At 69.7% G+C, this 26,780-nt stretch carries 20 protein-coding genes and 1 pseudogene; 13 read left to right on the plus strand and 8 right to left on the minus strand.

Annotated features, from left to right (window positions below):
• The 4 genes and pseudogenes from DIE02_RS35705 to DIE02_RS30990 form a co-directional block, all read left to right on the plus strand.
• Positions 1-239, plus strand: a pseudogene (locus DIE02_RS35705) (hypothetical protein); the annotation flags it as partial.
• A 3-nt stretch (positions 240-242) separates the two neighbouring features.
• Entirely contained in the window at positions 243-776 is a 534-nt protein-coding gene (locus DIE02_RS30980; RefSeq protein ID WP_124487514.1) for a type II secretion system protein, read from the plus strand.
• 9 nt (positions 777-785) lie between these two features.
• On the plus strand, positions 786-1,256 hold the full coding sequence (locus tag DIE02_RS30985; protein WP_260441539.1) for a type IV pilin protein: 471 nt from the start codon (positions 786-788) through the stop codon (positions 1,254-1,256).
• Complete coding sequence (locus DIE02_RS30990) at positions 1,253-1,867, plus strand: type II secretion system protein (protein WP_082088716.1); 615 nt, start codon at positions 1,253-1,255, stop codon at positions 1,865-1,867. The genes DIE02_RS30985 and DIE02_RS30990 overlap by 4 nt, the downstream gene beginning before the upstream one ends.
• A gap of 159 nt (positions 1,868-2,026) precedes the next feature.
• Here DIE02_RS30990 and DIE02_RS30995 read toward each other — a convergent pair whose 3' ends face one another.
• The 3 genes from DIE02_RS30995 to DIE02_RS31005 form a co-directional block, all read right to left on the minus strand.
• Positions 2,027-3,985 carry a PhoX family phosphatase gene (locus DIE02_RS30995; protein ID WP_124530175.1) on the minus strand — a complete coding sequence of 653 codons (1,959 nt, stop codon included), beginning with the start codon at positions 3,983-3,985 and terminating at the stop codon, positions 2,027-2,029.
• Positions 3,986-4,176: 191 nt separating this feature from the next.
• Positions 4,177-5,370, minus strand: a complete 1,194-nt coding sequence (locus tag DIE02_RS31000; protein ID WP_124523870.1) for an ammonium transporter — start codon at positions 5,368-5,370, stop codon at positions 4,177-4,179.
• 253 nt (positions 5,371-5,623) lie between these two features.
• Positions 5,624-5,959 carry a hypothetical protein gene (locus DIE02_RS31005; RefSeq protein ID WP_124487518.1) on the minus strand — a complete coding sequence of 112 codons (336 nt, stop codon included), beginning with the start codon at positions 5,957-5,959 and terminating at the stop codon, positions 5,624-5,626.
• Positions 5,960-6,153: 194 nt separating this feature from the next.
• Here DIE02_RS31005 and DIE02_RS31010 point away from each other — a divergent pair, with 194 nt between their 5' ends.
• The 4 genes from DIE02_RS31010 to DIE02_RS31025 all read left to right on the plus strand — a co-directional run bounded on the left by DIE02_RS31010 (position 6,154) and on the right by DIE02_RS31025 (position 8,669).
• Positions 6,154-6,582 (plus strand): hypothetical protein, encoded by a 429-nt coding sequence (locus tag DIE02_RS31010; protein WP_124487519.1) that lies wholly within the window; start codon positions 6,154-6,156, stop codon positions 6,580-6,582.
• A gap of 90 nt (positions 6,583-6,672) precedes the next feature.
• Positions 6,673-7,128 (plus strand): Rrf2 family transcriptional regulator, encoded by a 456-nt coding sequence (locus DIE02_RS31015; protein WP_124487520.1) that lies wholly within the window; start codon positions 6,673-6,675, stop codon positions 7,126-7,128.
• 139 nt (positions 7,129-7,267) lie between these two features.
• Entirely contained in the window at positions 7,268-7,909 is a 642-nt protein-coding gene (locus tag DIE02_RS31020; protein ID WP_124523872.1) for an NAD(P)-dependent oxidoreductase, read from the plus strand.
• 289 nt (positions 7,910-8,198) lie between these two features.
• The gene (locus tag DIE02_RS31025; RefSeq protein WP_044848024.1) at positions 8,199-8,669 is read left to right on the plus strand and encodes an Lrp/AsnC family transcriptional regulator; all 471 of its coding nucleotides are present in this window, start codon (positions 8,199-8,201) and stop codon (positions 8,667-8,669) included.
• Positions 8,670-8,763: 94 nt separating this feature from the next.
• Here the strand turns inward: DIE02_RS31025 and DIE02_RS31030 are convergent, their stop codons facing one another.
• Genes DIE02_RS31030 through DIE02_RS31040 form a run of 3 tightly spaced genes read right to left on the minus strand, consistent with a single transcriptional unit; the run spans position 8,764 to position 12,251 of the window.
• Positions 8,764-9,537: an ABC transporter ATP-binding protein gene (locus DIE02_RS31030; RefSeq protein ID WP_044848023.1), complete on the minus strand. Its 774-nt coding sequence runs from the start codon at positions 9,535-9,537 to the stop codon at positions 8,764-8,766.
• 4 nt (positions 9,538-9,541) lie between these two features.
• The gene (locus tag DIE02_RS31035) at positions 9,542-11,218 is read right to left on the minus strand and encodes an iron ABC transporter permease (RefSeq protein WP_124530176.1); all 1,677 of its coding nucleotides are present in this window, start codon (positions 11,216-11,218) and stop codon (positions 9,542-9,544) included.
• Complete coding sequence (locus DIE02_RS31040; RefSeq protein WP_124523876.1) at positions 11,208-12,251, minus strand: Fe(3+) ABC transporter substrate-binding protein; 1,044 nt, start codon at positions 12,249-12,251, stop codon at positions 11,208-11,210. The genes DIE02_RS31035 and DIE02_RS31040 overlap by 11 nt, the downstream gene beginning before the upstream one ends.
• 242 nt (positions 12,252-12,493) lie before the next feature.
• On the opposite strand from DIE02_RS31040, the gene DIE02_RS31045 reads away from it, so the two are divergent.
• Entirely contained in the window at positions 12,494-12,655 is a 162-nt protein-coding gene (locus DIE02_RS31045) for a hypothetical protein (RefSeq protein ID WP_124487525.1), read from the plus strand.
• A 206-nt stretch (positions 12,656-12,861) separates the two neighbouring features.
• On the opposite strand, the gene DIE02_RS31050 is transcribed toward DIE02_RS31045, so the two are convergent.
• Positions 12,862-14,229, minus strand: a complete 1,368-nt coding sequence (locus tag DIE02_RS31050) for an amino acid permease (protein ID WP_124487526.1) — start codon at positions 14,227-14,229, stop codon at positions 12,862-12,864.
• 304 nt (positions 14,230-14,533) lie between these two features.
• On the minus strand, positions 14,534-16,825 hold the full coding sequence (locus tag DIE02_RS31055; RefSeq protein ID WP_124523878.1) for an FUSC family membrane protein: 2,292 nt from the start codon (positions 16,823-16,825) through the stop codon (positions 14,534-14,536).
• A gap of 181 nt (positions 16,826-17,006) precedes the next feature.
• Here DIE02_RS31055 and recC point away from each other — a divergent pair, with 181 nt between their 5' ends.
• The 4 genes from recC to arfB are packed head-to-tail and all read left to right on the plus strand — an operon-like array spanning position 17,007 to position 26,750.
• Positions 17,007-20,345, plus strand: a complete 3,339-nt coding sequence (recC, locus tag DIE02_RS31060) for an exodeoxyribonuclease V subunit gamma (RefSeq protein WP_124523879.1) — start codon at positions 17,007-17,009, stop codon at positions 20,343-20,345.
• Entirely contained in the window at positions 20,342-24,046 is a 3,705-nt protein-coding gene (gene recB, locus DIE02_RS31065) for an exodeoxyribonuclease V subunit beta (protein WP_124523881.1), read from the plus strand. The genes recC and recB overlap by 4 nt, the downstream gene beginning before the upstream one ends.
• Positions 24,043-26,349, plus strand: coding sequence for an AAA family ATPase (locus tag DIE02_RS31070; protein WP_124523882.1), 2,307 nt, complete (start codon positions 24,043-24,045; stop codon positions 26,347-26,349). The genes recB and DIE02_RS31070 overlap by 4 nt, the downstream gene beginning before the upstream one ends.
• Positions 26,346-26,750 carry an alternative ribosome rescue aminoacyl-tRNA hydrolase ArfB gene (gene arfB, locus DIE02_RS31075; protein WP_124487531.1) on the plus strand — a complete coding sequence of 135 codons (405 nt, stop codon included), beginning with the start codon at positions 26,346-26,348 and terminating at the stop codon, positions 26,748-26,750. The genes DIE02_RS31070 and arfB overlap by 4 nt, the downstream gene beginning before the upstream one ends.
• The last annotated feature ends 30 nt before the right edge of the window (positions 26,751-26,780 follow it).

The following is a 26,780-nucleotide window of genomic DNA, read 5'->3' on the forward strand; positions in this document are numbered from 1 at the left end:
GGACCGCCGCGGCGGAGCAGCCGGCTGGCGGCGCGGCGCAGGCGGCCGCGCCGGCGGGCAATGAAGTGGCGCCCGCGCCGGGCACCACCGTGACGCCGGTTGCGTCGCCGGCACCGGCCGAGCAGGCGGCCGCGGCGGCCAATGCGCCGGCCGCCGCGCCGGCGTCGCCCGCTCCGACGCTGCAGATGCCGGCGGGCGATATCCCGAACGAAAACCCGCTTCGCCCGATCGGGAAGTGAGCCGTGAACGCCCGCCGCGCAGCGCCTCGCATTGGCCGCGTCGGCCGGCGCGGCTTCACGTTGATCGAGATGGTCATCACCCTCGCGCTCGTGTCGATCCTCGCGCTCGCGATCATGCCGTTCTCCGAACTGATCGTGCAGCGTCAGAAGGAGCAGGAACTGAGTGCCGCGTTGCGCGAGATTCGCACGGCGCTCGATGCGTACAAGGATGCGAGCGATGCGGGGCAGATCGAAAAGGAGGCGGAAGCGTCCGGCTATCCGCCGTCGCTGGCCGTGCTCGTGACGGGCGTGAAGAACGTCCGCGACCCGAAGGGCGGCATGATGACGTTCCTGCGCCGCGTGCCGCGCGATCCGTTCTTCGCCGGCGATCCCGATACGCCGGCCGAGGACACCTGGGATGTGCGCGCGTACGGCACGCCGCCGGACCCGTCGGCCGACGCGGCTCCTGCCGCCATGGAGCCCGGCAAGGACGTGTTCGACGTGACCTCGAAATCCGCTCGTGTCGGCATCAACGGCATTCCGTACAAACAATGGTGACGGTTCATCATGAAACCCGCTCGCATGCGCAGGATCCGCGGCTTTACGCTGATCGAAATCGTGGTCGTGATGGCCATCATCGGGCTGCTTCTGACCTTGGCCGTGCCGCGCTACATGCACAGCATCGAGCGCGGGAAGGAACAGGTGCGGCGGCAGAACCTCGCGGTGATGCGCAATGCGATCGACCAGTATTACGGTGACAACGGGCAATACCCCGACACGCTCGACGAACTGGTCGCGAAGCACTACTTGCGGGCGGTTCCGGTCGATCCGGTGAACGGCGACGACAAATGGGCGACGATCGCATCGCCGGACGAGACCAAGCCGGGCGTCTACGACGTGGGGCCCGCGAGCGGTGTGCAAGGCGCGCCGCCGGGCGTGGCGGGAACGGCGGGAACGGCGGGAACGGCGGGAACGGCGGCAACGGCGGCAACGGCGGCAACGGCGGCAACGGCGGGCGTGGCCGGAGCTGTGAAATGAGCCGGTCCGGCCGGGCCGCGCGCGCGCGTGCGATGCATGCCCGCCTGCGCGGCGGGCGGCAGCGCGGGCTCGTGCTGCTCGCGCTGCTGATCGCGCTGATGCTGATGTCGATCGCGCTGGCCGGCGCGCTGGACGTCTGGTCGCTGCAGCGGCGCCGCGAACAGGAGCGGCAATTGCTGTTCGTCGGCGACCAGTACCGCAGGGCCATCGTCGCGTACTACCGTGTCGGGCGCGTATATCCGCAAACGGTCGACGACCTGCTGGACGATACGCGCTTTGCCACGCCCATGCATCATCTGCGCCGCGCATATCCGGATCCGGTCAGCGGCAAGAACGACTGGTCGTTCCTGTGGCGGGCCGACCGGTTCTACGGCGTATCCAGCAGCTCGGATGGCGCGCCGATCAAGCGCGCGGGATTCCCGGATCGATACAGGGACTTCGAGGGCCTCGAAACCTATCGGCAATGGAAGTTTCTTTACCTCGCACCGGGTATGGCCGCATCGGCCGACGAAGCGTCGCCGGCGGCGCCGGCGCGGCCGGCCAGTGCGCCGAGCCTGTCCGGTTTTCCGGGCGGCTCGCTGCCCGGACAGGTGCCGACGGGCCTGCGTTGACGCGGATTCGGCACCACGCGATACAGGCCGCACGCAAAAAGCGCGACGCCCGCAACGGGCATCGCGCGTAAAACGGCGTGGAGCGCCGACGAATGAAACGTGATGAAGAAAGAGGCGCCCGGCCAGGGGCGCCCGGCCAGGGACGCCCGGTTAGGTGGCTCAGGCCTTCGCGAGCTTGATGCTGGTCGGCTCGGCGGTCAGGTAGCCGACGCTGGCACCGAAGCGGTCCTTGTAGTTCGCGCGCACGAGCGGGTCGAGCGTCGCCTTGACCTTGTCGTGCAGCGGCGTCTCCCAGTCGCCCACGTGCTGGAAGTTGCTCATCACGTAGGTCCAGCCGTTGATCTCGTCGACCGCGTGCAGGCCCGTCGATTCGGCGCCGGCCGGGCACGACAGCACGCGCGCGAGCGATTTCGTGTCGACGTTGTACGCCCACAGGAAGTTGTTCACGTGCATGCCCGAGTCTTCGCCGATGAACAGCGTGCGCAGCTTTTCGGAGAACTTCAGGTTGTCGGGGTTCGCGATCTTGTCCGGGTTCGCGAGGTTGCCGAGCGCATCGGCCGCGGCGAGGTCCTCGCCGACGAGCGCGGCCGGCGCGCTCATGTCGACCGGCACCCACTCGCTGTCGATCGCGCTGCCCGACGTGTCGCGCTGGCCGGCCTTCAGGTTCAGCGCGTAGACGGCGCCCGCGGCGATCTTCTTGTCCACCGCGACGTCGCGCGACACCGCATTGCCCTTGACCATCGACGTCTCGATCCGCGACATCGCCGTGTAGACGATCTTGTCCTTCGCGTTGACCGTCGTGCCTTCGAGCTTCGTGAACGCCATGCTGCCGCCGATCAGCGCCGCGTAGCGGTGCGTCTCGAGGAACGCGGCCGCCTTTTCCATCCCGGGCTTCACGCGCATCCAGTTGAACTTGCCGCCGAAGTGGATCGTCGTGTAGCTCGCGTCGTTCGGGTCGGTCGTCGTCAGGTCCATGATGTCCGACGCCTTCAGCGTGTTCGCGAGCGTCTCGATCTCGCTGCTCGTCGCGTGTCCGATTTTGATCCACGTGAGCGTCGCGCTGCCCGCGCCGGCGGACGACGTCTGCGTCCACTTCGCGACGTACAGCGTGCCGGCCGACAGGTCGGCCGCCTTGTCGGCGACGAACATGAACAGGCCGCCGTTGGTGGCGTCGTCACCCATCATCACGGTGCGCTGGTCCGGCATCACCTGGATCAGCTCGTGCGAGATGCGGCCGAGACAGTAGTGCTTCTTCACCGTGCCGGTGCCGTCCGGATTCACCGTGATCTCGGGCAGGTGGCCGTAGTGGTAGGGGTTCGCCTTCGTCTCGTCGCCGAACGTGTTCCGGCTGAATGCCTTGAACTGCGCGTCGGTCGCGGCCTTCGTCGCATCCGGCTCGTATTCCTCGCTCGACAGGTGCGTGCCCCACGGCGACAGGCTCGCGCCGCACGTGATCCACAGGCCGTGCGCCTTCGACGTGTCGACGTTGTGATACTTGACGACCTTCAGCGCGCCGCTGGACGGATCCTGGTCGAGCGTGATCACCGCGATCGGCGACGGCAGCTGGCCGTACTGCGACGCGCTTGCCTGGTCGCGCGTCGTGTATTCGAACTGCACGACCGCGAAGACCGTGTTGCCCTTCACGCCGGCGACGCTGGCGTTCTTCAGCGTCAGCAGCGAGCTGCCGTCCGGGCAGTCCGAGTAGAACTGGCGCTCCTTGCCCGCCACCGAGCGGTCGATGATCGGCTGGTTGTTGATGTCGTAATAGCCGCCTGCGAGCGTCGTGCCGCCCTTGCCGTCCGGCACCATGTCCCCCGTCACGAAGAACGGCCGGTACGCGAGCTTGAAGTTGCGCGACGAGCCGTCCGAGAACGACACCGACAGCGTCGAGCCGACCGTCGTCGTGGCCATCGCGGCCGCGTTGTCGAGCGTGGGCGCGGCCATCGCCGAGAACGCCGCCGACGTGTACGCGGCGGCCGGCGTCGCCGCCACCGGATTGTCGTCGCCGCCGCAGCCGGTCAGCAAGGCCGGCAGCGCGAGGCCGGAGAGGGGCAGCATGGGCGCGCCGGCGAGGATCTTCAGGGCCTGACGACGGGAAGCATTGGGCAACGCGGGCATGTGGAGTCCAGTTTCAGATATTGGAAGAATGGCCTTCCGCGAAGCAGGCGATCAGCAAGCAAGGCGAAGGCAAGTTGAAAACTGGACAGAAGTGTAGGGACGCTAGATGAAAGTTTTTTGAATAGAAAACGTAATGATGTGTCGGGCGTCCGTCAGGCGGGCTGCCGGACGCCGGTCGCAAGCCTTTGCGCTCAGTCGCGCTCGGGCGTCGCCGAGATGCGGTGGATCGACAGGTCGGCACCGTCGAATTCGGCTTCGCGATCGAGGCGCAGCCCGACGGTCGCCTTCAGCGCGCCGTACACGAGCGTGCCGCCCGCGGTGGCGATCGCGATGCCGCCGAGCGTGCCGATCAGCTGCGACACGAACGACACGCCGCCGAGGCCGCCGAGCGCGGGTTGCCCGAACACGCCGGCGGCAATGCCGCCGAGCGCGCCGCACATGCCGTGCAGCGGCCACACGCCGAGCACGTCGTCGATGCGCCACTTGTTCTGCACGCAGGTGAACATCGCGACGAACAGTGCGCCGGCCGCGGCACCCGTGACGAGCGCGCCGATCGGGTGCATCACGTCGGAGCCGGCGCAGACGGCGACGAGGCCCGCGAGCGGGCCGTTGTACGTGAAGCCCGGATCGTTGCGGCCGGCCATCCACGCGGCGAGCGTGCCGCCGACCATCGCCATCAGCGAGTTCACGGCGACGAGGCCGCTGATCTTGTCGAGCGTCTGCGCGCTCATCACGTTGAAGCCGAACCAGCCGACCGCGAGCACCCACGCGCCGAGCGCGAGGAACGGGATGTTCGACGGCGGATGCGCGGCGATCCGGCCATCCTTCGCATAGCGGCCGTGGCGGGCGCCGAGCAGCAGCACGGCCGGCAGCGCGACCCAGCCGCCGAACGCGTGCACGACGACCGAGCCCGCGAAATCGTGGAACGGCGCGCCGAATGCGTGCGTGAGCCAGGCTTGCACGCCGAAGCGTTCGTTCCATGCGATCCCTTCGAAGAACGGATAGATGAAGCCGACGATGATCAGCGTCGCGACGAGCTGCGGATTGAATTTCGCGCGCTCCGCGATGCCGCCGGACACGATCGCGGGGATCGCCGCCGCGAACGTGAGCAGGAAGAAGAAGCGCACGAGCGCGTAGCCGTTGTGCTGCGACAGCGTGCCGATGTCGTCGAAGAACTCGACGCCGTACGCGATCGTATAGCCGATGAAGAAGTACGCGAGCGTCGACACCGAGAAGTCGACCAGGATCTTCACGAGCGCGTTGACCTGGTTCTTCTTGCGGACCGTGCCGAGCTCGAGAAATGCGAAGCCCGCGTGCATCGCGAGCACCATGACGGCGCCGATCAACAGGAACAGTGTATCGACGCCGGATTTCAGACCATCCATGCCGTGGCTTCCTTGCGCAAAAAACGGGCGAGGAACGCAAGTATCGAGCCAACTTGGTGAACGGCTGCGTGCAATTGGTGCGAAGCGCCGTTTGGTGCGGCATTCCGGTGATGCCTGCACGATGACGGGGCAGGCCGCGTGCGGCGCGAATGCCGTGACGGATGCACGTGTGTGGTGCGGTACGTGCGCAACTGGTGCGTACGATGCGCGCCGCGGTGCGGCGTGGTGCGCCGCGATGCACCGGTCTGGCGCGTCAGCGGCGCGCGAACAGCGCGCGCGGGCGCCGCAGCCGCCACGCGCTCGCGGACCAGTAGGCGGCGACGGCCGAGAGCCCGAGCGCCGCGAACGAAAGCGCGGCGAGGCCCGCGTACGACTGGTCGTCGCCGGCGGGGCCGAGGATGCCTTGCAGCACGATCAGCGCCGCCGTCCAGAAGCCGATCACCGCCTGCACGAGCAGCCGGGCGCAGGCGACGCGGCGCGGGCGCCCGGCGTCACGCAGGCGTGCCGCGGAGGGTGAGCGAAGGCACAGGAACAGGGTGGCGGCGAGCACGGCGGCCAGCGTGATGAACCAGTCGATGAGGAAAGCCATGAAGAAAGCGGAAAGCGGGTGGAGCGAATGGAAGCCTGCTCACTTTAGTGCTGGCGCGCGTGCGATTGAATCAGACAAGTCCGAAATTGAAAGGCATTTTTAATCGGGAGTCGGCATTGGCCCTGTTCCACAGGCGGTATCATCGACACCGGTCCAACCCTGCAGGCCGTGCGGCGCACGGCCGGAGATTGCTGATGAAGATGAAGACTTCGCGGGCGCGTCGCATGCCCGGGTCCGTGCTGGCGGCCGCGGCCGTCGGCGCGGTATTGTTGCTCGCAGGCTGCGAAAAGTCCGGCACGCCGGCCACGCAACCCGATACGGCCGCGAGCGCGGCCGCCGATGCCGCAAACAACGCGGCCAAGGCGCTCGACCAGGTGGCGAGCACCGTCAACCAGCAGATCAACGCCGCGAAGGCCGGCATCGCGAGCGCGGCATCGGCCGTGCCGCCGCTGTCCGCGAGCGGCCTCGCGTCCGCCGCGCAGGCGCAGATCGATGCGGCCGCTTCCGCGGTCGTCGCGCACGCGGCATCGGAAGCCGGCGCGAAGATCGCGGAGGCCGGCAAGAAGCTTCAGCAGTGGAGTCAGCAGAACGCGTCGGGTGCGAAGCCGGCCAGCGGCGAGTAGCGGGCCTTGCGCAATTCGCGAAATGTAATTATAGTGGTTACACATTGTCGCCGGCTGCCGTTCGGGCCGGCGTCGCCGAGTGAGTGAGGAATGAATACCAGCAGCCGGTTCGCGTTTGCCGTTCACGTGCTCGCCTTGCTGTCGATGCAGGAAGGCGCGCCGCTGTCGTCCGACATCATCGCGGGCAGCGTGAACACGAATCCGGCGCTGATTCGCCGCCTGTTGTCGATGCTGGCGGCCGCGGGGCTGACCACGTCGCAGCTCGGCGCGGGCGGCGGGGCGCTGCTGGCGCGCGAGCCGGGCGAGATCACGCTGCTCGACGTGTATCGAGCGGTCGACGACGCGCAGCTGTTCGCGCTGCACCGCGAGGCGCCGAATCCCGCGTGTCTCGTCGGGCGGCACATCCAGGGCGTGCTGATCGACTATATCGGCGACGCGCAGCGCGCGATGGAAGCATCGCTTGCCACGCGCACGCTCGCGGACGTCACGGCCGACGTGCTCGCATCGGAGCAGCGCGGCCGGCCGGCGGGGAACGCGAGCGGCTGAGCGCAGGCAGCGGATGAGGCAGGGCAGGAGGCCGGATGGCGCGCATTGCGTGGCGCCCGGCACGACGGAGTGCGGCTCCGTTTTTTTTCGGTCTTATATGTAATTGCTGTAGTTACTTATTTATTTCTGGAGAATCGACATGACGCAACGTTCCTTGAACATCGCACTGTTTGGCGCCACCGGGATGATCGGCTCGCGCATTGCCGCGGAAGCCGCGCGCCGCGGCCATCGCGTGACCGCGCTGTCGCGCCATCCGGCGGCGGCGGCCGACGGCATCACCGCGAAGGCGGCCGACCTGTTCGATGCGGCCAGCATCGCGGCCGCGCTGCCGGGCCACGACGTCGTCGCCAGCGCGTACAGCCCGAAACAGGACGATCCCGCCAAGGTCGTCGCCGCGGCGAAGGCGCTGGTGGAAAGCACGCGCCAGGCGGGCCTGAAGCGGCTCGTGGTGGTGGGTGGCGCCGGGTCGCTCGAGGTCGCGCCGGGCAAGCAGCTGGTCGACACCGAAGGTTTCCCGGACGCGTACAAGGCGGTCGCGCTCGCGCACCGCGACGCGCTCGACTATCTGAAGACGGTCGGCGATCTCGACTGGACGTTCTTCGCGCCGGCCGCGCTGATCGCACCGGGCGAGCGCACGGGCACGTTCCGCACGGGCGTCGGCAAGCTGATCGTGGACGCGCAGGGCAACAGCAGGATCTCGGCGGAAGACTACGCGGTCGCGTTCGTCGATGCGCTCGAACAAGACAGCTTCGTGCGCGAGATCGCGACCGTCGCGTATTGAGCGGCATCGTGGCGAGGCGGCACGCAAGTGCCGCATTCGCCGTGAGCGGCGCGCGGCGGGCAGCGCAGCCGCAGTGACCACGGGCGATTCCATCTCGACGGGTGGAATCGCCCGTTTTCGTATGGGCGCCGATGATTCATGGACCGACGTGCACGCGACCCGTGCGCGACGCGGATCCTTCCCCGCCTGATTGGTATTTATCCCGGTCGACGCCGCGCAGCGGTTTCCATATTGTTCCCCGTCATGCAGGATGCATAGAAAAAATTTCTATCTACGAGGGACTGGGTAAATGGATGCCATCGATCGCAAGCTGCTGGAGCTGTTGCAGGCAGATGCCACATTGCCGATCGCGGAACTCGCGCAGCGCGTGAACCTGTCGCAGACACCCTGCTGGAAGCGCGTGCAGCGGCTCAAGGAAACCGGCGCGATCCGCGCGCAGGTCGCGCTGTGCGATCCGCGCAAGCTCGGGGTCGGCACGACCGTGTTCGTCGCGATCCGCACGAACCAGCACACCGAGGAGTGGGCGCAGCGTTTCACGCAGGTCGTGTGCGACATGCCGGAAGTCGTCGAGGTCTACCGGATGAGCGGCGAGACCGACTATCTGCTGCGGGTGGTGGTGGCCGGCATCGACGATTTCGATCGCGTGTACAAGCAACTGATCCGCGCGGTGCCGCTGTTCGACGTGAGCTCGTCGTTCGCGATGGAGCAGATCAAGTATTCGACCGCGCTGCCGGTGCGCGATCTGGCCGAGCCGGCGTAGCGCGGGGGACGGCAATGCGTCGTGGCGCATCGCGTCGGTGCGGGCGGGTTGCGTGTTCCCGCCGCCGTGGCCCGACGTCGTCGTAATGGCCCGCTCAGCGGCCGCGCGACATGGCGCGTGCACGTTCGTCCGCCAGCGCGTCGCGGCGCACGAACTCCGCGACGAACGGGCTGGCCGGATGGTGATGCAGCGCGTACGGCGTGTCCCATTGCGCGAGCCGGCCGTCCTTCATCACGCCGATCCGGTCGGCGATCGCGAACGCTTCAGCCTGGTTGTGCGTGACGAGGATCGCGGTGTGACCCGTGCGCTTGAGGATGTCGCGCAGCTCGAACGCGAGCCGCTCGCGCGTATCGACGTCGAGATTCGAGAACGGCTCGTCGAGCAGCAGCAGCTCCGGCGACGGCGCGAGCGCGCGGGCGAGGGCGACGCGCTGCTGCTGGCCGCCCGACAGTTCATGCGGATACGCGCTGCCTGACGCGGCGAGGCCGACGAGTTCGAGCAGGTCCGCGACGCGGGCGCGCCGCTCGGCCTTCGGCATGCGCCGCAGGCCGAACGCGACGTTGTCGGCCGCGCTCAGGTGCGGGAACAGCGCATAGTCCTGGAACATCATGCCGATGCGCCGCCGCTCGGGCGGCACGTCGAGCGACGGCGCCGAGACGGGCGTGCCGTCCAGCACGATGCGCCCCATGCGCACGGGCTCGAAGCCCGCGATCGCGCGCAGCACGGTGGTCTTGCCGCAGCCCGATGCGCCGAGCAGGCAGCCGATGTCGCCGCGCGGCAGCGCGAGGCTCAGCCCGTCGACCACCGAGCGGCGGCCGTGCGGCGTATCGTAGGCGACGCAGAGGTCGTCGAGTTCGAGCAGGTTCACGGTGTCAGGCTCCGATCTTGTGACGGGTGCGCGCGAGCAGGATCACGGGCACGAGCCCGGCCAGCACGATCGCGAGCGCGGCGACCGCGCCTTCCTCGTAGGTGCCGCGCGCGGCTTCCGCATACAGCCAGGTCGCGAGCGTGTCGAAATTCAGCGGACGCAGCAGCAGCGTCGCCGGCAGCTCCTTCATCGCATCGACGAACACGAGCAGCGCGCTCGTCGTGAGCGCGGGCCGCAGCAGCGGCAGGTGCACGCGGCGCAGCGTGCCGCCGGCCGTCTCGCCGAGCGAGCGCGCGGCCTGTTCGAGCGATGGCGGAATGCGCGCGAGGCCGGCTTCGATGCTGCCGGCCGAGATCGCGAGAAAGCGCACGGTGTACGCGATCACGAGCGCGGCCGCCGACCCCATCAGCAGCAGCCCGTCGCGGCCGAGCGCGGCGCTCAGCAGCCGGTCGGCGGCCGCGAACGGGATCAGCAGGCCGATCGCGAGCACGGTGCCCGGCACCGCGTAGCCGAGGCTCGCGATTCGCGCGCACACGCGGGCCGGGCCCGCGCGCGCGCTGTCGCGCTGCGCGCGCGCCGCCCACGCGACGACCAGCCCGCATGCGAGCGTCGCGACCGTTGCGGCGGCGGCGATCGTCAGCGTATTCGCAAGCCCGGTCAGCAACTGCGCGGATACGCCGCCGACGAGATGCAGCCGCTTGCCGGTCTCGACCGCGAGGTACGCGGCCGGCGCGCCGAAGCCGAGCAGCACCGGCAGCCAGCCGAGCGTGGCGGCGCTCCACGCGGCCGCGCCCGTCAGCCTGCGCGGTGCGAGCGGACGCATGCGGCGGCCGTGCGCGTAGCGCTGGCGGCGGCGCCCGTGGCGTTCGAGCACGATCATGCCGACCACGATCGCGAGCATCGCGAGCGCGATCTGCGCGGCGCCCGCGAGATCGGAGCGCGTGATCCACGTGGTGTAGACCGATACGGTCAGCGTCTGCACGCCGAGGAATTCCGATGCGCCGATGTCGTTCAGCGTTTCGAGCAGCGCGAGGCTCACGCCGACCGCGATCGCGGGCCGCGCGAGCGGGACGACGACGCGCCAGAACGTCGCGATGCGTCCGGCGCCGAGCGTGCGCGCGGCTTCGAGCAGGCTCGCGGACTGCGTGACGAACATCGCGCGCGTGCTCAGGTACACATACGGATACAGCACGAAGCCGAGCACGAAGATCGCGCCGGGCAGCGAACGCAGGTCGGGCAGGCGGAGCTGGCGCGGGCTGTCGAAGCCGAGCAGCCAGCGGATCGCGCCCTGCACGGGGCCGATCGGGTGGAGCAGGTCGAGATACGCGAACGCGACGATGTAGGTGGGCACCGCGAGCGGCAGCAGCAGCGCCCAGGTCAGCATCCGGCGGCCCGGAAAATCGTACGCGGTGACGAGCCACGCGCAGCCGGTGCCGACGACCGTGACAATCGCGCCGACGCCCGCGAGCAGCAGCAGCGTATTGACGAGCGCCTGCGGCAGCACGAATTCGGCGAGGTGCTGCCAGTGCGCGAGATCGGCGCCGAGCGCGGCGGCGACCAGCACCGCGAGCGGCGCGGCGACCACCGCGGCGATCGCGACGGCCGCGCCCAGCCAGAGGCTGCCCGCGCGCGAACCGAGCGGCCGGCGGCGCGCGCGGACGAACGCTGCATCAGTTGTCAAAGCCGACCTTGTCGACGAGCTGGCTGGCCGCCTTGCGGTGCTTCGCGATGTCGGCCAGCGGCAGCGGGTCGACCTTCAGCGTACCGAAGCTCGCGATCACCGGGTCGAGCTTCACGTTCGCGCGCACCGGGTATTCGTAGTTCGCCTGCGCATACAGCGCCTGCGCTTCCGGCGACACGAGGTACTCGAGCAGCTTCACCGCGTTGGCCTTGTGCGGCGCGTGCTTCGCGACCGTCGCGCCACTGATGTTGACGTGCGTGCCGCCGCTCTTCGCGTTCGCGAACGTCGGCCGCACGACCTTGATCGCGTCGCCCCACTTGCGCGCGTCGCTGCCGGCTTCCGCGTTCTTCATGTGACCGACGTAGTACGCGTTCGCGAGGCCGACGTCGCAGATGCCGCCGAGAATGTCGCGCGCGACGTCGCGGTCGCCGCCCGTCGCCTTGCGAGCGAGGTTCGCCTTCACGCCGCGCAGCCACTTTTCGGTCGCGGCTTCGCCGTCGTGCGCGATCATCGCCGCGACGAGTGCCGTGTTGTACGGATGCTGCCCCGAGCGGATGCAGACCTTGCCCTTCCATTTCGGATCGGCGAGATCCTCGTAGCGGAACGCGTCGACCTTCAGGTCCTTCTCCACGTACAGCACGCGATCGCGCAGCGACAGCGCGTACCAGTCGCCCTGCGCGCCGCGCAGGTTCGCTGGGATCGCGTCGTCGAGCACCTTCGAGCGCACCGGCTGCGCGAGCCCGCCGTCGACGAGATCGAGCAGGTTGCCGATGTCGACCGTCATCAGCACGTCCGCCGGCGACTGCGTGCCTTCCGCCTTCACGCGCTCGAGCAGGCCGTCCTTCACGAACACCGTATTGACCTTGACGCCGCTCTGTTTCGTGAACGCGTCGATCAGCGGCTGGATCAGCTTCGGTTCGCGGGTGGTGTACAGGCTCACCTCCTCGGCCGCGTGGGCCAGCGGCGCGAATGTGGCGGCGGCAAGGGCGAGGGCGCCGGCGAGCGGCAGCAGGCATGTGCGCGGATTCGACATGGAGACTCCAATGAGGCAGGCGGACGAGGAAGCGTTCCGGGGCGAGCCTGCCGCCCGAGCGACCCGAAACATTACAAAGCGAAAGTTTCGGATTCTAGATCGAAATGGGAATGATTATCAAATGAAAGGTGATGGAAAGTGCTTCGGAAGGAACGGGGAGGGGCACGGCGACGGGGCGTCGCGGCACGGGCGCAAGCGCGTAGAATGCCCGCTTCAACGAATTCGACGGAGCCGCACCGACCATGAACGATCAGCGCAAGAAGAACCCTGTCCGCAACGTGAGCATCCTGATCGTCGTGGTCGTGCTGTTCGTGATCGGGACGATCCTGTACAACGCGATCTCGCAGAAGCGTGCGTACGACGAGGCCCATCCGGCCGAGGCCGCGAGCGCCGCGTCGCACTGACGCCGACGCCGACGCCAACGCCAACGCGGATGCCAACGCGGATGCGGATGCGCATGATCGCTTCGTGGCCCGGTCGGGCAGCCGGCGATGCGCGGAAACGGCGGGAAGGGTAGAAGCCGCGGCGGGCGATGCGCGAGGCGTCGCGCCGTGCCGGGAGAGACGCGGGCGCCGAAGCCGGCGCGCCGCATGCAAGGATCAGGCGTGCGTCATCGTGACGCAGGCGCAAACTTCGGGCGGATCCGAGCGTAGAACACGGCCGCGAGCAGCGCGAGCCATGCCGCGCCGACGTAGAGCGCGACACGCGTATCCTCGAACCAGCCGAGCATCACGATCACGAAGCCCATGAACGCGATCGTCAGCGCGGGCGCGACGGGCCACAGCGGCACCTTGAACTTCAGCGCCGCGACTTCCGCGCTCGACAGGCGACGGCGCATCGCGACCTGCGACAGCAGGATCATCAGCCACACCCACACGGTCGCGAACGTCGCGATCGCCGCGACCACCAGGAACACGTCCTTCGGCATCAGGTAGTTGAGCAGCACGCCGACCAGCAGCGCGCCGGCCATCACGAGCACCGTGACCCACGGCACGCCGTGCCGCGACGTCGTCATCAGCACGCGCGGCGCCTGGCCCTGCCGCGCCATCCCGAACATCATCCGGCCCGCGCCGAAGATGTCGCTGTTGATCGCCGAGATCGCCGCGCTGATCACCACGAGGTTGAGGATCGTCGCGGCCGACTTCACGCCGAGCGCCGAGAAGATCTGCACGAACGGGCTGCCGTCGCTGCCGACGCCGGTCCACGGGCTGATCGACATCAGCACGACCATCGTCAGCACGTAGAACAGCAGGATGCGCGCGGGCACCGCGTTGATCGCGCGCGGAATCACGCGCTCCGGGTCCTTCGCCTCGCCGGCGCTCATCCCGATCACCTCGATGCCGCCGTACGCGAAGATCACGACCGACAGCGACGCGATCAACCCGCCGATCCCGTTCGGGAAGAAGCCGCCGTGGTTCCACAGGTTCGCGAATGTCGGCGCGTCGGCCGAATGGCCGAAATGCATGCCGCTCAGCAGGATCGCGACGCCGCCGCCGATCATCGCGACGATCGCGCCGACCTTGATGATCGACAGCCAGAATTCGAGCTCGCCGAACACCTTCACGTGGCACAGGTTCAGCCCGCAGATGACCGCGACGACGCCGAGCACCCAGATCCATTGCGGGACGTCCGGAAACCAGAAGCCCATGTAGATGCCGAACGCGGTGATGTCGGCGATCGCGACGATCACCATTTCGAGCGTGTAGGTCCAGCCGGTGACGAAGCCCGCGAACGGCCCGAGGTTTTCCGTCGCGTAGTGGCCGAACGAGCCGGCGACGGGCTCGCGCACGGCCATCTCGCCGAGCGCGCGCATCACCATGTAGACGGCCGCGCCGCCCAGGATATAGGCCAGGATCACCGCCGGGCCCGCGAGCTGGATCGCGGACGCCGAGCCGTAGAACAGGCCGGTGCCGATCGCCGAGCCCAGCGCGAGAAAGCGGATGTGCCGCGCGCTCAGGTGGCGCTGCAAGTTTTTCATCGAGTCTCCGATATCGTTTTATGCGACGGACCGGGCGAGCGGGGCCGGTCCCGATGGCTCAAGTTGTCTATACAACTTAAATGTGAACGAATGATAACAAGCCGGGCCATGTGACCGGAATCGGGTATTCCCTGACTGGCGCAACCGGCGGAATCGGGCGTGGGGCCATCGCGCGGCGGGCGCGCGGGCCCTGTGGGGCGTGCGGGGCGGGCGGGGCATGCGTCGGAAGGGGATTGCGGGAGCGGGGCGCGCCGCCGGCCGGCCTGCATGCGCGGGCGGCCGGCGGCGGGACAACTTCATGCCGTCATGCGGGCAGGCGAATGACGCTTGCGTCCTTGCGGATCAGCAGCGACGACGCGAGCATCTGCTTGCACTGGTGCGCGAGCACCTTCAGGTCGTGCGTGAGCTCGGCGCCCACCGCGTCGGATTTTTCCGCGGACACGACCATCGCGTCGAGGTCACGCGTGATCTGCTTCGTCGCGTCGAGCTGGTCGGCCGGCGGCGGCTCGCCGGCTTCCGCCTTCTCGAGATTCTCGAGCACGGCGGACAGGCCGCGGCGCAGCGCATCGTCGTGGACGAGGTGCGCGTCGGCCGCGCATGCGCTTCGGATCAGCGGGGCGGCGGCGGTGATCTGCGCGCCGAGCACGTGCGTCTGCACGAGCAGGTCGTTCAGTTCGGGCACGAAGCGCTGGTGCGCCTTCGGCTCGATCATCATCCGCTGGAACGCCTGGCCGAGGTTCGCGAACGCGATGTGCACGTCCTTGCGCGCAAGGCGGTAGCGGTAGTCGTCGTCGAGGGTGGCGGCCGGTGTCTCGATCGCCGCGGCGACGACCGGCACGACCGCCGCGCCGTCGGCGGCCGGCACCGGCGGAGGCGATGCACCGCGCCCGGCGCGCCAGACGGCCTCGAAATACTTGCGGGTCGACGTCAGCATGTCGCTGACGAGCTTGCCCATCAGCCGGTATTCCCAGTACGGGAACAGGCGGCTCGCGGCGATTGCGATCATGCAGCCGACCACCGTGTCGATCGCGCGCTCGCCGATGATCCGCATGCTGCCCGGCGCGAGCAGGTGGAACATCAGCAGTACATAAGACGACGTGAATACGACGCTCGCCGCGTAGTTGAACAGCAGCAGGCTGTAGCTCATCACCATCGACCCGAACATGATCGCGATCAGCAGGTGCGGCTCCTTGACCGTGTAGATCAGCGCGATGCTCGCCGCGCAGCCGATCAGCGTGCCGACGATACGCTGGGCGTTGCGCTGCTTGGTGAGCGAGTAGCCGGGCTTCAGGATGATGATGGTCGTCATCACGATCCAGTACGCGTTCGTGAGCGGCAGCAGCCGGCCGAGCCAGAAGCCGACCGCGACCGCGATCGTCACGCGCAGCGCGTGGCGGAAGCTCGGCGAGCGCATGTTCAGGTTCGAGAAGATCAGCAGGGGCGACATCCGGCGCCGCTGCAGGAAGCGCGTGAGCGCCTTGTCGATCTTCAGTTCGGTCTGCTGCGGGTCGGCATGGCCCGACAGGTTGCGGCGCATCCGGTCGATCAGGCGCGTCGCGCTCCAGATGCGCCGGAACGTCGCGAGCACGGCCGCGTAGGCTTCCGCGTTGGTGGCCGGGAAGCTCTTCTTGCGCATCAGCTCGATCTCGTACTCGATCGCGCGCAGTTCGGCCTTCACGCTGATGCGCGAATGCGGCGCGCGGTTCTCGAGCACCGCGAGACCGATCTCCTCGAGATCGGCGGCCGCCTTGCAGATCAGGTCGCGATAGAAAATGATCAGGTCGGAGCCGCCGAACGTGTTGCGTATGAGCGGGTAGTCGGTGTGTGCGCCAACGAACAGTTCGTGCAGGTCGACGCTGTTGATGAACAGGTTGTACATCGTCGCGCGGCCGGGATCGAGCTTGCCGCGGCGCAGCTTCGGCAGGTTGCGCAACACGATGTCGCGCGCGGTTTCCTGCGTTTCGACCGCGGTGATCTGCTTCGCGACGAGATTGCGGTAGCACTCGTCGAGATCGGCGTCGAGATCGTAGAACCGCGCGCGCGCGAGCAGGTAGTCGGCGCACGCGAACAGGCTTTCGGCGAGCGCCTGCTGCTCGATCCGGCGCGCCTGCCATTGCGACACGAGCGTCGCCCAGTACGTGTACCAGAGGCCGCCCGCGAGAATCCAGCCGGCATTGATGAACGCCTGCAGCGGCGTGAACTTCTCCTCGAGCGTCATCACCATCATGAACAGCGTCGCGAAGCTGATCTGCGGCCAGCGGTTGCCGTAGACGACGATCAGCGACAGCACGAACGTGAGCGGCACGATCGTCAGCCACAGCGCGAAGATGTTCGGCGTGGCGAGGCCGGTCGCGAGCGCGGCCAGGAAGCCGATCACGCTGCACGCGAGCATTTCGTTGTGCTTGTACTTCAGCGGGCCCGGCATGTCGACGACGCACGCGCCGAGCGCGCCGGTCGAGATCGTGAAGCCAAGCTCCCGGTTGTGAAACACGATCAGGCACAGCACGGCCGGCAGCGATACGCCGACCGCGATCCGCAGGCCGCCGAAAAAGTACTGGCTGTAGAAAAACTTTCTGATTTCGACCGAATAGCGCATCGATGGGCTGAATGACAGACGAAGACGCCCGGGGCGGCGTATTGACTGGCGACGAGTCTATCGTATTTCGCGGTCCGCAAAACCTGGCCGTTCGGACGAGGTTCATCGCGACGGCCCTTTTGCTATCCTTGGTGCTCCTGTGCGCCCGGCCCGTCCGGTGCGAGGCTCCGACACCCGCTTCATGCTCCATCTCTTCTATTCGAACCGTCACGAGACGCTGGCCGACGCGCTGCTCGACGACCTGGCCGCGTTCCCGGCCCGCAACGGCCCGTGGGCGCCGCAGCAGGTCATCGTGCCGAGCGCGGCGCTGCGCCGCCGTCTGGAACTCGACATCGCCGCGCGCCACGGCGTGTGCGCGAACGTCGAGTTCACGTATCTCGCGCAATGGCTGTGGGCGCAGATCGGCCGCGTGCTGACGGTGCCGGCACGCTCGCCGTTCGCACCCGATCGCCTCGTGTGGCGCTGCTACCGGCTGTTCGCGCAGGGCGCGGGCGGCGCGCCGTGGCTCGCGTCGCCGCGGCTGGCCGCGTATCTGTCCGCGTCCGACGATGCAATGCGCTACGAGCTCGCGCAGCGCGTCGCGGCCGTGCTCGATCATTACCTGACTTACCGGCCCGAATGGCTGGCCGCATGGCAGGCCGGCGAATCGGTGCTCGCGGGCGACGCCGCGCCGCGCGGGATCAGCGACGCCGCACGCGACGACGAGCGCTGGCAAGCCGCATTGTGGCGCGCGCTGCTCGCGGAGCTGAGCGACAGCGGCACGCCGCCCGCGCATCGCTTCCTCGTGGAGGCGCGCAACCTCGATCCCGAAACCGTCCCGCGTGCCGACTGGCCGGAATCGGTCAGCGTGTTCGCGCTGCCGACGATGCCGCCGCTGCACGTCGCGCTGCTGCGCGAGCTGTCGCGCTGGATCGACGTGCGCGTCTATGCGCTCAACCCGTGCCGCGAATTCTGGTTCGACATCGTCACCGCCGCGCATGCCGAGGCGCTCGACGCGGCCGGCCGGCTCGACTACCAGGAAGTCGGCCATCCGCTGCTCGCCGAGTGGGGCCGGCAGACGCAGGCGCAGCTGCACATGTTGCACGAACTGACTGAAAGCGCCGCGTCGGGCGATGCGTCGCGTTTCGTCGGGAATCCCGCGCCGACCTGGCTTGCGCGCGTACAGAACGCGATCCTCGACCTGCAGCCGGAGGCCGCGCTCGGAGAAGCGCCGGTCGAGCGCGGGATCGAGGTGCACGTGTGCCACAGCCTCGCGCGCCAGCTCGAGGTGCTGCACGACCGCCTGCTCGCATGGTTCGATGCGGACGCGACGCTGCAGCCGTCCGACGTGCTGGTGGCGGTCGCGGATCTCGCGGCGGCCGGGCCGCTGATCGATGCCGTGTTCGGCACGGCGGGCGCCGGCGGCGCGCGCGTGCCTTACCGGATCACCGGCCTGCCGCCATCGCAGGCGAACCCGGTCGCGCGCGTGCTGCTCGAATGGCTCGCGTTGCCGGAACGGCAGGTCGGCGCGCCGGAGCTGGTCGAATGGCTGCGCGTCGACGCGGTGGCGGCCCGTTACGGCATCGACGCGGCCGCGCTCGAGACGGTGCAGACCTGGCTCGCGGCCGCCGGCGCGCGGCGCGGGCTGTCGCCGACGGCGAGCGACGATGCGGCGGTGCCTGCGCCGCGCCATACGTTTTCCGATGCGCTCGCGCGGCTGTTCCTCGGCTATGCGATGCCCGAAGGCGCGGCACCGGTCGGCGCGTGGCTGCCGATCGAGGCGGCAACCGGCAGCGAGGCCGAACTGCTCGGCCGGCTCGCGCGCTTCACGGACGATCTCGACGGCTTCTCGCGACGGCTTGCCGACGCACACACGCCGCGCGCATGGAGCGAACTGTTCGCCGACACGCTCGCACGGTTCTTCGACTCCGGCGCCGCGTATGCCGATGCGCTTTCGGGCGTGCGCGACGCGCTCGACGCGATGCTCGCCGCGATGACGGAAGGTGCGCCCGACGAGGCGTTGCCCGCGGCCGTCGTGCGCGCGGGGCTGGCCGCCGCGCTCGACGATCCGGCGCGCGGCGGGGTGCCGTGGGGCGGCGTCACGTTCTCGTCGCTGACGAGCTTGCGCGGGCTGCCGTACCGCGTCGTGTGCCTGCTCGGGATGGACGACGGCGTGCTGCCGAGCCTTGCCCGCGCGGACGAGTTCGACCTGATGGCCGTGTTGCCGAAGCTCGGCGACCGGCAGCGCCGCGACGACGAGCGCAACCTGTTCCTCGACCTGCTGCTCGCCGCGCGCGACCGGCTGCTGATTGCCTATACGGGGCGCAGCATTCGCGACAACGCGCCGTTGCCGCCCGCGGCGCTCGTCGACGAACTGCTCGACCATCTCGCGCTCGTCACGGCCGGCGACGACGCCCCACCGGACGCGGTCGATGCCGCGCGGCGCGCGTTCATCGTCGAACATCCGCTGCAACCGTTCGCGGCCGAGTATTTCCGGCCCGGCAGCGAACTGGCTTCGTACGACGCCGAGCGCGCGACACTCGCGTCGCTGCTGGCAGCCGAAGCCGCGCGCGACGCGACGCGCGAGCAGCCGTTTTTCGCGCAGCCGCTGCCGGCCGAGCCGGTCGAGCCCGTCGCGTTCAGCGAATTCGAACGTTTCTGGCGGCATCCGGCCCGCGCGCTGCTGCGTGCGCGGCTCGGCATCGTGCTGTCCGACGCGCAGGCCGAACTGCTCGACACGGAGCCGTTCGCACTCGACTTCGCGGGCAGCGACGCGCTCGCCGAGCGCGTGCTGCCGCTTTTGATCGAATCGGACGAAGGCGGCGTGCACGATCATGCGCTGCGCATCGCGGACGCCAGCCCGGAACTGCCGGGCGGCGCGACGGGCGCGGTGTGGCGCGACCAGGCGCTCGGCTCGATGACGCAGCTCGCGTCGAACGTGCGGCGTGCGCTGGCCGACGGCATGGAACGGCGGCCGTTCACGCTCGCGATCGCGCCCGCATGGCCCGACACCGACCAGGCGCTGTTCGGCGCCGACGACGCGATGCTGTCGCGCGATGCGGTGAGTGCGCCGCTCGAGCTGCACGGCACGCTGAACCGGCTGACGCCGGCCGGCCAGATCATCTATCGCTATGCACGGCCGAGCGCGCGCGACTACCTGTCCGCGTGGCTCGCGCATCTCGTCTATTGCGCGGTGGAGCCCGGCGGTCCGCGCCGCACGCTGTGGTTCGGCAGCGGCGGCGCCTTCGAGCTGACGCCGGTCGCGGCGCCGCTCGAGCGCCTCGCGCCGCTGGCCGCGCTGTTTCGCGCGGGGCGGCGCATGCCGCTGCGCTTCTTCCCGCGCAGCGCATGGGCGTGCGTGTCCGACGGCGAGGCGAAGGCCGCGAGCGTATGGATCAACGAGCGCGTGGTGAGCGAAGCCGACGATCCGGCCATCGCGATCGCATGGCGCGGCGCGCATCCATCGCTCGACGAGCCGTTCGGCACGCTCGCGCGGCTCGTGTTCGAGCCGATGCTGGAACACCTGAAGGAGGTCGCATGAGCGCCGCATCCCAGCCGCAGGCGGCGCTCGAACTCGACGTGTTCGCGTGCCCGCTCGACGGCGTCAACCAGATCGAGGCGTCGGCCGGTACCGGCAAGACCTGGAACATTTGCGCGCTTTACGTGCGCCTGTTGCTGGAGAAGGATCTCGGCGCGGACGAAATCCTCGTCGTGACCTTCACGAAGGCGGCGACGGCCGAATTGCACGAACGGATCCGCGGCCGGCTGGCGCAGCTCGCCCATGTGCTCGATACCGGTGACGACGGCGGCGACCCGTTCGTCGCGCGCCTGCTCGAGACGACGCTCGGCGCAGCCGGCGCGCTCGACCCCGAGACTGCCGCGAAGCGGATCCGGCGTGCGCTGCGCGCATTCGACCAGGCGGCGATCCACACGATCCACGCGTTCTGCCAGCGTGCGCTGCAGGAAGCGCCGTTCGCGGCCGCGATGCCGTTCGCGTTCGACATGCAGGCCGACGACGCGGCGCTGCGCTTCGAGCTTGCGGCCGACTTCTGGCGCACGCGCGTCGAACCGCTGGCCGCACGCTGGCCGGGCTTCGCGACGTGGCTCGTCGATTCGGGCGCGGGCCCGGCCGCGCTCGACGCGCAGCTCGCGCGCCGGCTGAAGAAGCCGCTCGCCGCGCTGCGCTGGGACGGCGTCGACGAACCGGACGAATCGGCTGAGGCCGCTGCCGCCGAGTGCTTTGCGGAAGCCGCGCGGATGTGGGCCGCCGAGCGCGACGCGATCGACGCGTTGCTGCGCACCGCGCAGCCCGCGCTCAACCAGCGTTCGCACAAGCCCGACGCGCTCGCCGATGCGCTCGCAGCATGGTCCGCGCATTTCGCGCAGGGCAATGCCGCGGCCGCGCTGCCGAAGGCGGCGCTCAAGCTCACGCGCACCGCACTCGTGAAGGCGACGAAAAAGGGCGGCGCAACGCCCGAGCATGCGTTCTTCGATGTCGCCGATGCGCTCGAAGCGGCGGTGGCCGCGGCCGAGGCCGCGCAGCGCGCGCGCTGGCTCGCGCTGATCGCCGACTGGCTCGACACCGCGCCGGGCGCGCTGGCCGAACGCAAGCGCACGCGCCGCGTCGTGTCGTTCGACGACCTGCTCGCGAACCTGTATCACGCGCTGCATGCGCATCCGTGGCTCGCCGAGACGCTGCGCGCGCGCTATCCGGCCGCGCTGATCGACGAATTCCAGGATACCGACCCGCTGCAGTTCGCGATCTTCGACCGGATCTTCGCGCCGGGCGGCCCGCTCTTTCTCGTCGGCGATCCGAAGCAGGCCATCTACAGCTTCCGTGCGGCGGATCTGCACACGTATCTCGCCGCGCGAGCCAGCGCGAGCGCGTGCTACACGCTCGCGGTCAACCAGCGCTCGACGCCGGCGATCGTCGATGCGTGCAACCGCTTCTTCATGTCGAACCCGCGCGCGTTCGTGCTCGACGGGCTCGACTATTACGCGGTGCGGGCCGGCACGCGCGTGCGTGCACCGTTCGTCGACGGCACCGATCCGGGCCCGGCCGGCGATTTCCGGATCTGGGCGCTGCCGGGCGGTGACGGCACGCTGCTCAAGCGCGACGCACAGGCACAGGCCGCGCAGGCGTGCGCGGCCGAGATTGCCCGGCTGATGCGCGGCGCGCGCGAAGGGCACGTGCGGCTCGGGCGTACGCCGCTGTCGCCGGGCGACATCGCGGTGCTGGTGCAGACGCACCGGCAGGGCAGCCTCGTGAAGCGCGTGCTCGCGACGTGGGGCATCGGCAGCGTCGAGCTCGCGCAGGCGTCGGTGTTTTCGACCGGCGACGCGGAGCAGCTCGAGCGCGTGCTGGCGGCGATCGATGCGCCGGGCGACCTGCGGCGCCTGCGCGCGGCGCTGGCGGCCGACTGGTTCGGCCTCGATGCGGGTGCGCTGTGGCGAATGGAGCAGGGCGACGGCGACGCGTCGCGCGAAGCTGACGACAGTGCGGACGCGATGAGCTGGGTCGAGCGCTTCTCGCGTTATCGGCTGCTGTGGCGCGAACGCGGCTTCGCGGTGATGTGGCGCACGTTCACGCGCGAGTTGCGGATCGCCGAGCGGCTGATGGCCGGCGCGGACGGCGAACGCCGCGTGACCGACATCAACCATCTGGCCGAGCTGACGCAGGCGCGCGCGTCCGCGCAGCCGGGCATCGCGCCGACGCTGCGCTGGCTCGCCGCGCAACGGCTCGACGGCGGCGGCGAGGAAGCCCAGTTGCGTCTCGAATCCGATCGCAACCTCGTGCAGATCGTGACCGTGCACAAGTCGAAGGGCCTCGAATACGCGGTCGTGTTCTGTCCGTTCCTGAACGACGGCGGGCTGCGCGAGCCGCCCGCGTCGGCGCTGCCCGACGCCCGCGAGTATCACGACGACGCGGGCGACGCCGTGCTGCATTACGGGTGCGACGACGAAGCCGCCGAGCATGCCGCACGCCAGGCGCTGCGCGAACAGGCGGCCGAACGCGCGCGGCTCGTCTACGTGGCGCTCACGCGCGCGGTCTATCGGTGCTATCTCGTCGCCGGGCCTTATCTGTCGTCGCGCTCGACCCGCGAGGCGAGGCGCAGCGTGCTGAACTGGCTCGTGGCCGGCGCCGGCCAGTCGTTCGACGCGTGGCTCGACGAGCCGCCCGACGAAGCGGCGCTCGACGCGGCGTGGCAAGCACTCGCGAGCGGGCCCGTGAGCGTTGCACCGTTGCCGGTGCCGGCGCGTCGCGAGCGGCTCGCGGCCGGGCACGATGCATCGCAGACGCTCGCGGCACGTCATGCGACGCGCGTGTTGCGCGACGCGTGGCGGATGGCGAGCTTCAGTTCGCTGACCGCGTCGATGGCACGCGAGGAAGCAGGCGTCGCGCTCGTGCCGGACGACGAGCTGCGGCCCGATCACGATGCGCTTGCCGCCGTGGCGCCGGACGGCGCGTTCGTCGTGGCCGACACGGCTGCGGTCGAGCCGCCGGACGATGACATCCTCGTGTTTCCGCGCGGTGCGGCAGCGGGCGAATGCCTGCACCGCCTGTTCGAACTCAGCCGGTTCACCGAGCCCGATTCGTGGCACCGGGCGGCGCTCGGCGCGCTGCACGACCGGCCGGTCGAGGCCGAGCCCGAACTCGCGACGCGCCTGCCGGCGATGATGGCGCGGCTCGTCGGCGATGTCGTGCGCACGGAGCTCGTGCCGGGCATGCGGCTTGCGGATCTCGATCCCGCCAGGCGGCTCGACGAAATGGGTTTCCTGTTCCCGGCGCCGTCGCTCGAGCTGCGCGCGCTGCGCCGGTTGCTGGTTGCGCACGGCTATCCGGACGTTGCGCTGGACGCGGGCATGCTCGCCGGTTTCATCAAGGGTTTCATCGACATGATCGTCGAACACGACGGCCGCTTCTGGATCGTCGACTGGAAGTCGAACCACCTCGGCAATACGCCGGATGCCTATGGTCCGCGCGCGCTCGACGTCGCGATGGCCGATCACGCGTATCACCTGCAGGCACTGCTCTATACGGTCGCGCTGCATCGCTATCTGCGCGGGCGGCTGCCCGACTACGACTACGACACGCACATGGCGGGCTACCTGTACCTGTTCGTGCGCGGCGTGCGGCCTGGCTGGCGCAGCGGCGGCGAACCGGCCGGCGTGCATGCGCGGCGGCCCGCGCGCGAACTCGTCGATGCGCTCGACCGGATGATGGAAGGGGGGCGCGCATGAACGTCACCGACGATACGCTCGAATTCACCGGTGGCCTCGTCGCGCGCCTGCCCGAGCCCGCGGATTTCGGCATCGCGCTCGCGGAAGGGTTCGCGCGGCGCATCGGCGACCTGTCGCGCCGCGCGGGTGCGCCGGCCGCGGCCGCGCGCTGGGCGGCACGCGCCGCGTTCGCGACGAGCCGGGCGACCGCGGGCGGTCACGTGTGCGTGTCGCTCGGCGCGCTCGCGCAGCGCTACGAGGAACCGGTCGACGATGTGCGCGCGGCGCTTGCCGCGAGCGGCGTGGTGGCGTTCGGCACGCTCGCGCGCGGCGACGAGCGGCCGCTGATCGTCGACCGGCTCGACCATCTGTATCTGTCGCGCTATTTCGACTACGAACGTCGGCTCGCCGATGCGCTCGTCGCGCAGGCCGGCATCGCCGCGCCGGGCGACGCGCTGTCGCCGGACCGGTTGCGCGACAGTCTCGCGCGTTACTTCGGGCCCGCGACGGGCGACGTGGACTGGCAGCGCGTCGCGGCGATCGTTGCGCTGACGGGACGCGTGACGATCGTCAGCGGCGGCCCCGGCACCGGCAAGACGACGACCGTCGTCGGCGTGCTGGCGTGCCTGCTCGACGCGCATCCGGGCTTGCGCATCGCGCTGGCGGCACCGACCGGCAAGGCCGCGCAGCGGATGCAGGAAGCGCTGCACGGGCGGGCGGGCGACCTGCCGCCGGAACTTGCCGCGCGCCTGCCGGACACGTCCTACACGCTGCACCGCCTGCTGGGTGGCGGCGGCGCGGCGGGCTTCCGCCATCATCGCGACAATCCGTTGCCGTACGACCTGATCGTGGTCGACGAGGCGTCGATGATCGACGTCGCGCTCGCCGCGCATCTGCTCGATGCGCTCGCGCCCGGCGCACGGCTCGTGTTGCTCGGCGACAAGGACCAGCTTGCCGCGGTCGAAGCAGGCGCCGTGTTCGCCGAACTCAGCGCCCGGCCGACGTTTACCGCCACGGCGCGCACGCGCATCGCGGACGCGCTCGGGGTCGACGAGGCGGCGTTCGTCGCGGCGCTGCCGGTGCCGGACGGCGAGGCGGCGGGGGCGGCCGGGGCGGTTGCCGCGCCAATCCCAGCGCCAGCATCCGTTCCGTTACCGGCTGCTCCCGCGCGCAAGGCGTCGGCGCGGCGGAACGTGGATACGCGCCAGGCGTCGCTGTTCGACGACGAGCCGCAGGCTGAAGCGGTTTCGCCTGCCGATGCCGCGCCACCTGCGGCTTCGTTGCCGCCTGCGGCGCTTGCGCCGACCGACACCGATCGCACCTCGGCGGCCACCGATCCTGCATGGATCGAGGCCGGCGAGCTCGCGTGGCTCGACGCGGTCGAGCTCACGCCGTTCGATCCGGCCGCTGCGGGCGATTCGGCATGGGCGTCGACCGTTGCAACGCGCGCCGCGGACGGCGTTGCCGCCGCGTCCCCCGCACCCGCACCGCTCGCGGACTGCGTCGTGTGGCTCGAACGCAATTACCGCTTCGGTCTCGATTCGGCGATCGGCCGCCTGTCGCTCGCGATCCGTCGCGGCGACGTGCAGGGCGCGCTCGACGCGTTGCCGACGGACGAAGCCGCGGCCGCGTCGTTTCATGACGATGCGGGCGACACGCTTGCGGCGTCGACCGTCGAGCGGCTCGCGCGCCGGTTCGGCGCCTACCGCGATGCGTTGCGCGCCGCGTTGTCCGCGCCGGTGCCCGACCCGTTGCCGTTGTTCGATGCGCTCAACCGCTTCCGGATCCTGTGCGCGACGCGCACGGGCTCGCGCGGCGCCGAGCACGTCAATGCGCTGGTGGCCACGCATGTGCGGCATGCCGCACGCGTGCCGCTCGCGGTCGGCGCACACTGGTTCACCGGGCGGCCGATCATGGTGACGCGCAACGACTATGCGCTCGGGCTGTTCAACGGTGACATCGGCATCGCGCTGCCGGACGCGCACGGCGTGCTGCGCGTGTGGTTCCGCCGCGCGGACGGCTCCTCGCGCGCCGTGTCGCCTGCAGCGCTGCCGCCGCACGAAACGGCGTTCGCGCTGACCGTCCACAAATCGCAAGGCTCCGAATTCGACGAGGCCGCGCTCGTGCTGCCGGCGTCGTTCAGCCGCGTGCTCACGCGCGAACTCGTCTATACGGCCGTCACGCGCGCGCGTACGCGCGTGCAGGTGATCGGCCCGCGGCGTGTGCTGGCGCAGGCGGTCGCGACGCGCACGCAACGCGATTCGGGCCTCGCGGCCCGCGTCGACGAGGCACTCGCGCGGCGCCGCAAGGAGACGTCGCGATGATGATCCGCTACACGCTCGATCCGGCCGAGGTCGAATGGACCGCCGTGCGCGCACAGGGCGCGGGCGGCCAGAACGTCAACAAGGTATCGAGCGCGATTCACCTGCGCTTCGACATCCGCGCGTCGTCGCTGCCGCCCGTCATCAAGGAGCGGCTGCTCGCGCTGTCCGACCAGCGCATCACGCGCGACGGCATCGTCGTGATCAAGTCGCAGGAATACCGCACCCAGGAGAAAAACCGCGAGGCGGCGCTCGCGCGGCTCGATGCATTGATCGGCAGCGTCGCGCTCACGCCGCGCGCGCGTGTGGCGACACGGCCGACGCGTGCATCGAAGGAGCGGCGGCTCGAACACAAGTCGCGCCGCAGCGTGGTGAAATCCGGAAGAGGGAAGGTGATCGACTGACGGAAGATCGGCCCGGCCGGCATGGCGGGG

Source organism: Burkholderia sp. Bp8991 (assembly GCF_003853795.1).
Lineage (GTDB): Bacteria > Pseudomonadota > Gammaproteobacteria > Burkholderiales > Burkholderiaceae > Burkholderia.

Bases quoted from the DNA above. Each gene is read 5' to 3' on its own strand.
- DIE02_RS31070 (WP_124523882.1), top strand. From the start codon at position 24,043: ATGAACGTCACCGACGATACGCTCGAATTCACCGGTGGCCTCGTCGCG.
- DIE02_RS31055 (WP_124523878.1), bottom strand. From the start codon at position 16,825: ATGCGCTATTCGGTCGAAATCAGAAAGTTTTTCTACAGCCAGTACTTT.
- DIE02_RS31050 (WP_124487526.1), bottom strand. From the start codon at position 14,229: ATGAAAAACTTGCAGCGCCACCTGAGCGCGCGGCACATCCGCTTTCTC.
- DIE02_RS30985 (WP_260441539.1), top strand. From the start codon at position 786: ATGAAACCCGCTCGCATGCGCAGGATCCGCGGCTTTACGCTGATCGAA.
- DIE02_RS31015 (WP_124487520.1), top strand. From the start codon at position 6,673: ATGAATACCAGCAGCCGGTTCGCGTTTGCCGTTCACGTGCTCGCCTTG.
- DIE02_RS31020 (WP_124523872.1), top strand. From the start codon at position 7,268: ATGACGCAACGTTCCTTGAACATCGCACTGTTTGGCGCCACCGGGATG.
- DIE02_RS31005 (WP_124487518.1), bottom strand. From the start codon at position 5,959: ATGGCTTTCCTCATCGACTGGTTCATCACGCTGGCCGCCGTGCTCGCC.
- DIE02_RS31025 (WP_044848024.1), top strand. From the start codon at position 8,199: ATGGATGCCATCGATCGCAAGCTGCTGGAGCTGTTGCAGGCAGATGCC.
- DIE02_RS31010 (WP_124487519.1), top strand. From the start codon at position 6,154: ATGAAGATGAAGACTTCGCGGGCGCGTCGCATGCCCGGGTCCGTGCTG.
- recB (WP_124523881.1), top strand. From the start codon at position 20,342: ATGAGCGCCGCATCCCAGCCGCAGGCGGCGCTCGAACTCGACGTGTTC.
- recC (WP_124523879.1), top strand. From the start codon at position 17,007: ATGCTCCATCTCTTCTATTCGAACCGTCACGAGACGCTGGCCGACGCG.
- DIE02_RS30995 (WP_124530175.1), bottom strand. From the start codon at position 3,985: ATGCCCGCGTTGCCCAATGCTTCCCGTCGTCAGGCCCTGAAGATCCTC.
- DIE02_RS31000 (WP_124523870.1), bottom strand. From the start codon at position 5,370: ATGGATGGTCTGAAATCCGGCGTCGATACACTGTTCCTGTTGATCGGC.
- DIE02_RS31045 (WP_124487525.1), top strand. From the start codon at position 12,494: ATGAACGATCAGCGCAAGAAGAACCCTGTCCGCAACGTGAGCATCCTG.
- DIE02_RS31040 (WP_124523876.1), bottom strand. From the start codon at position 12,251: ATGTCGAATCCGCGCACATGCCTGCTGCCGCTCGCCGGCGCCCTCGCC.
- arfB (WP_124487531.1), top strand. From the start codon at position 26,346: ATGATGATCCGCTACACGCTCGATCCGGCCGAGGTCGAATGGACCGCC.
- DIE02_RS30990 (WP_082088716.1), top strand. From the start codon at position 1,253: ATGAGCCGGTCCGGCCGGGCCGCGCGCGCGCGTGCGATGCATGCCCGC.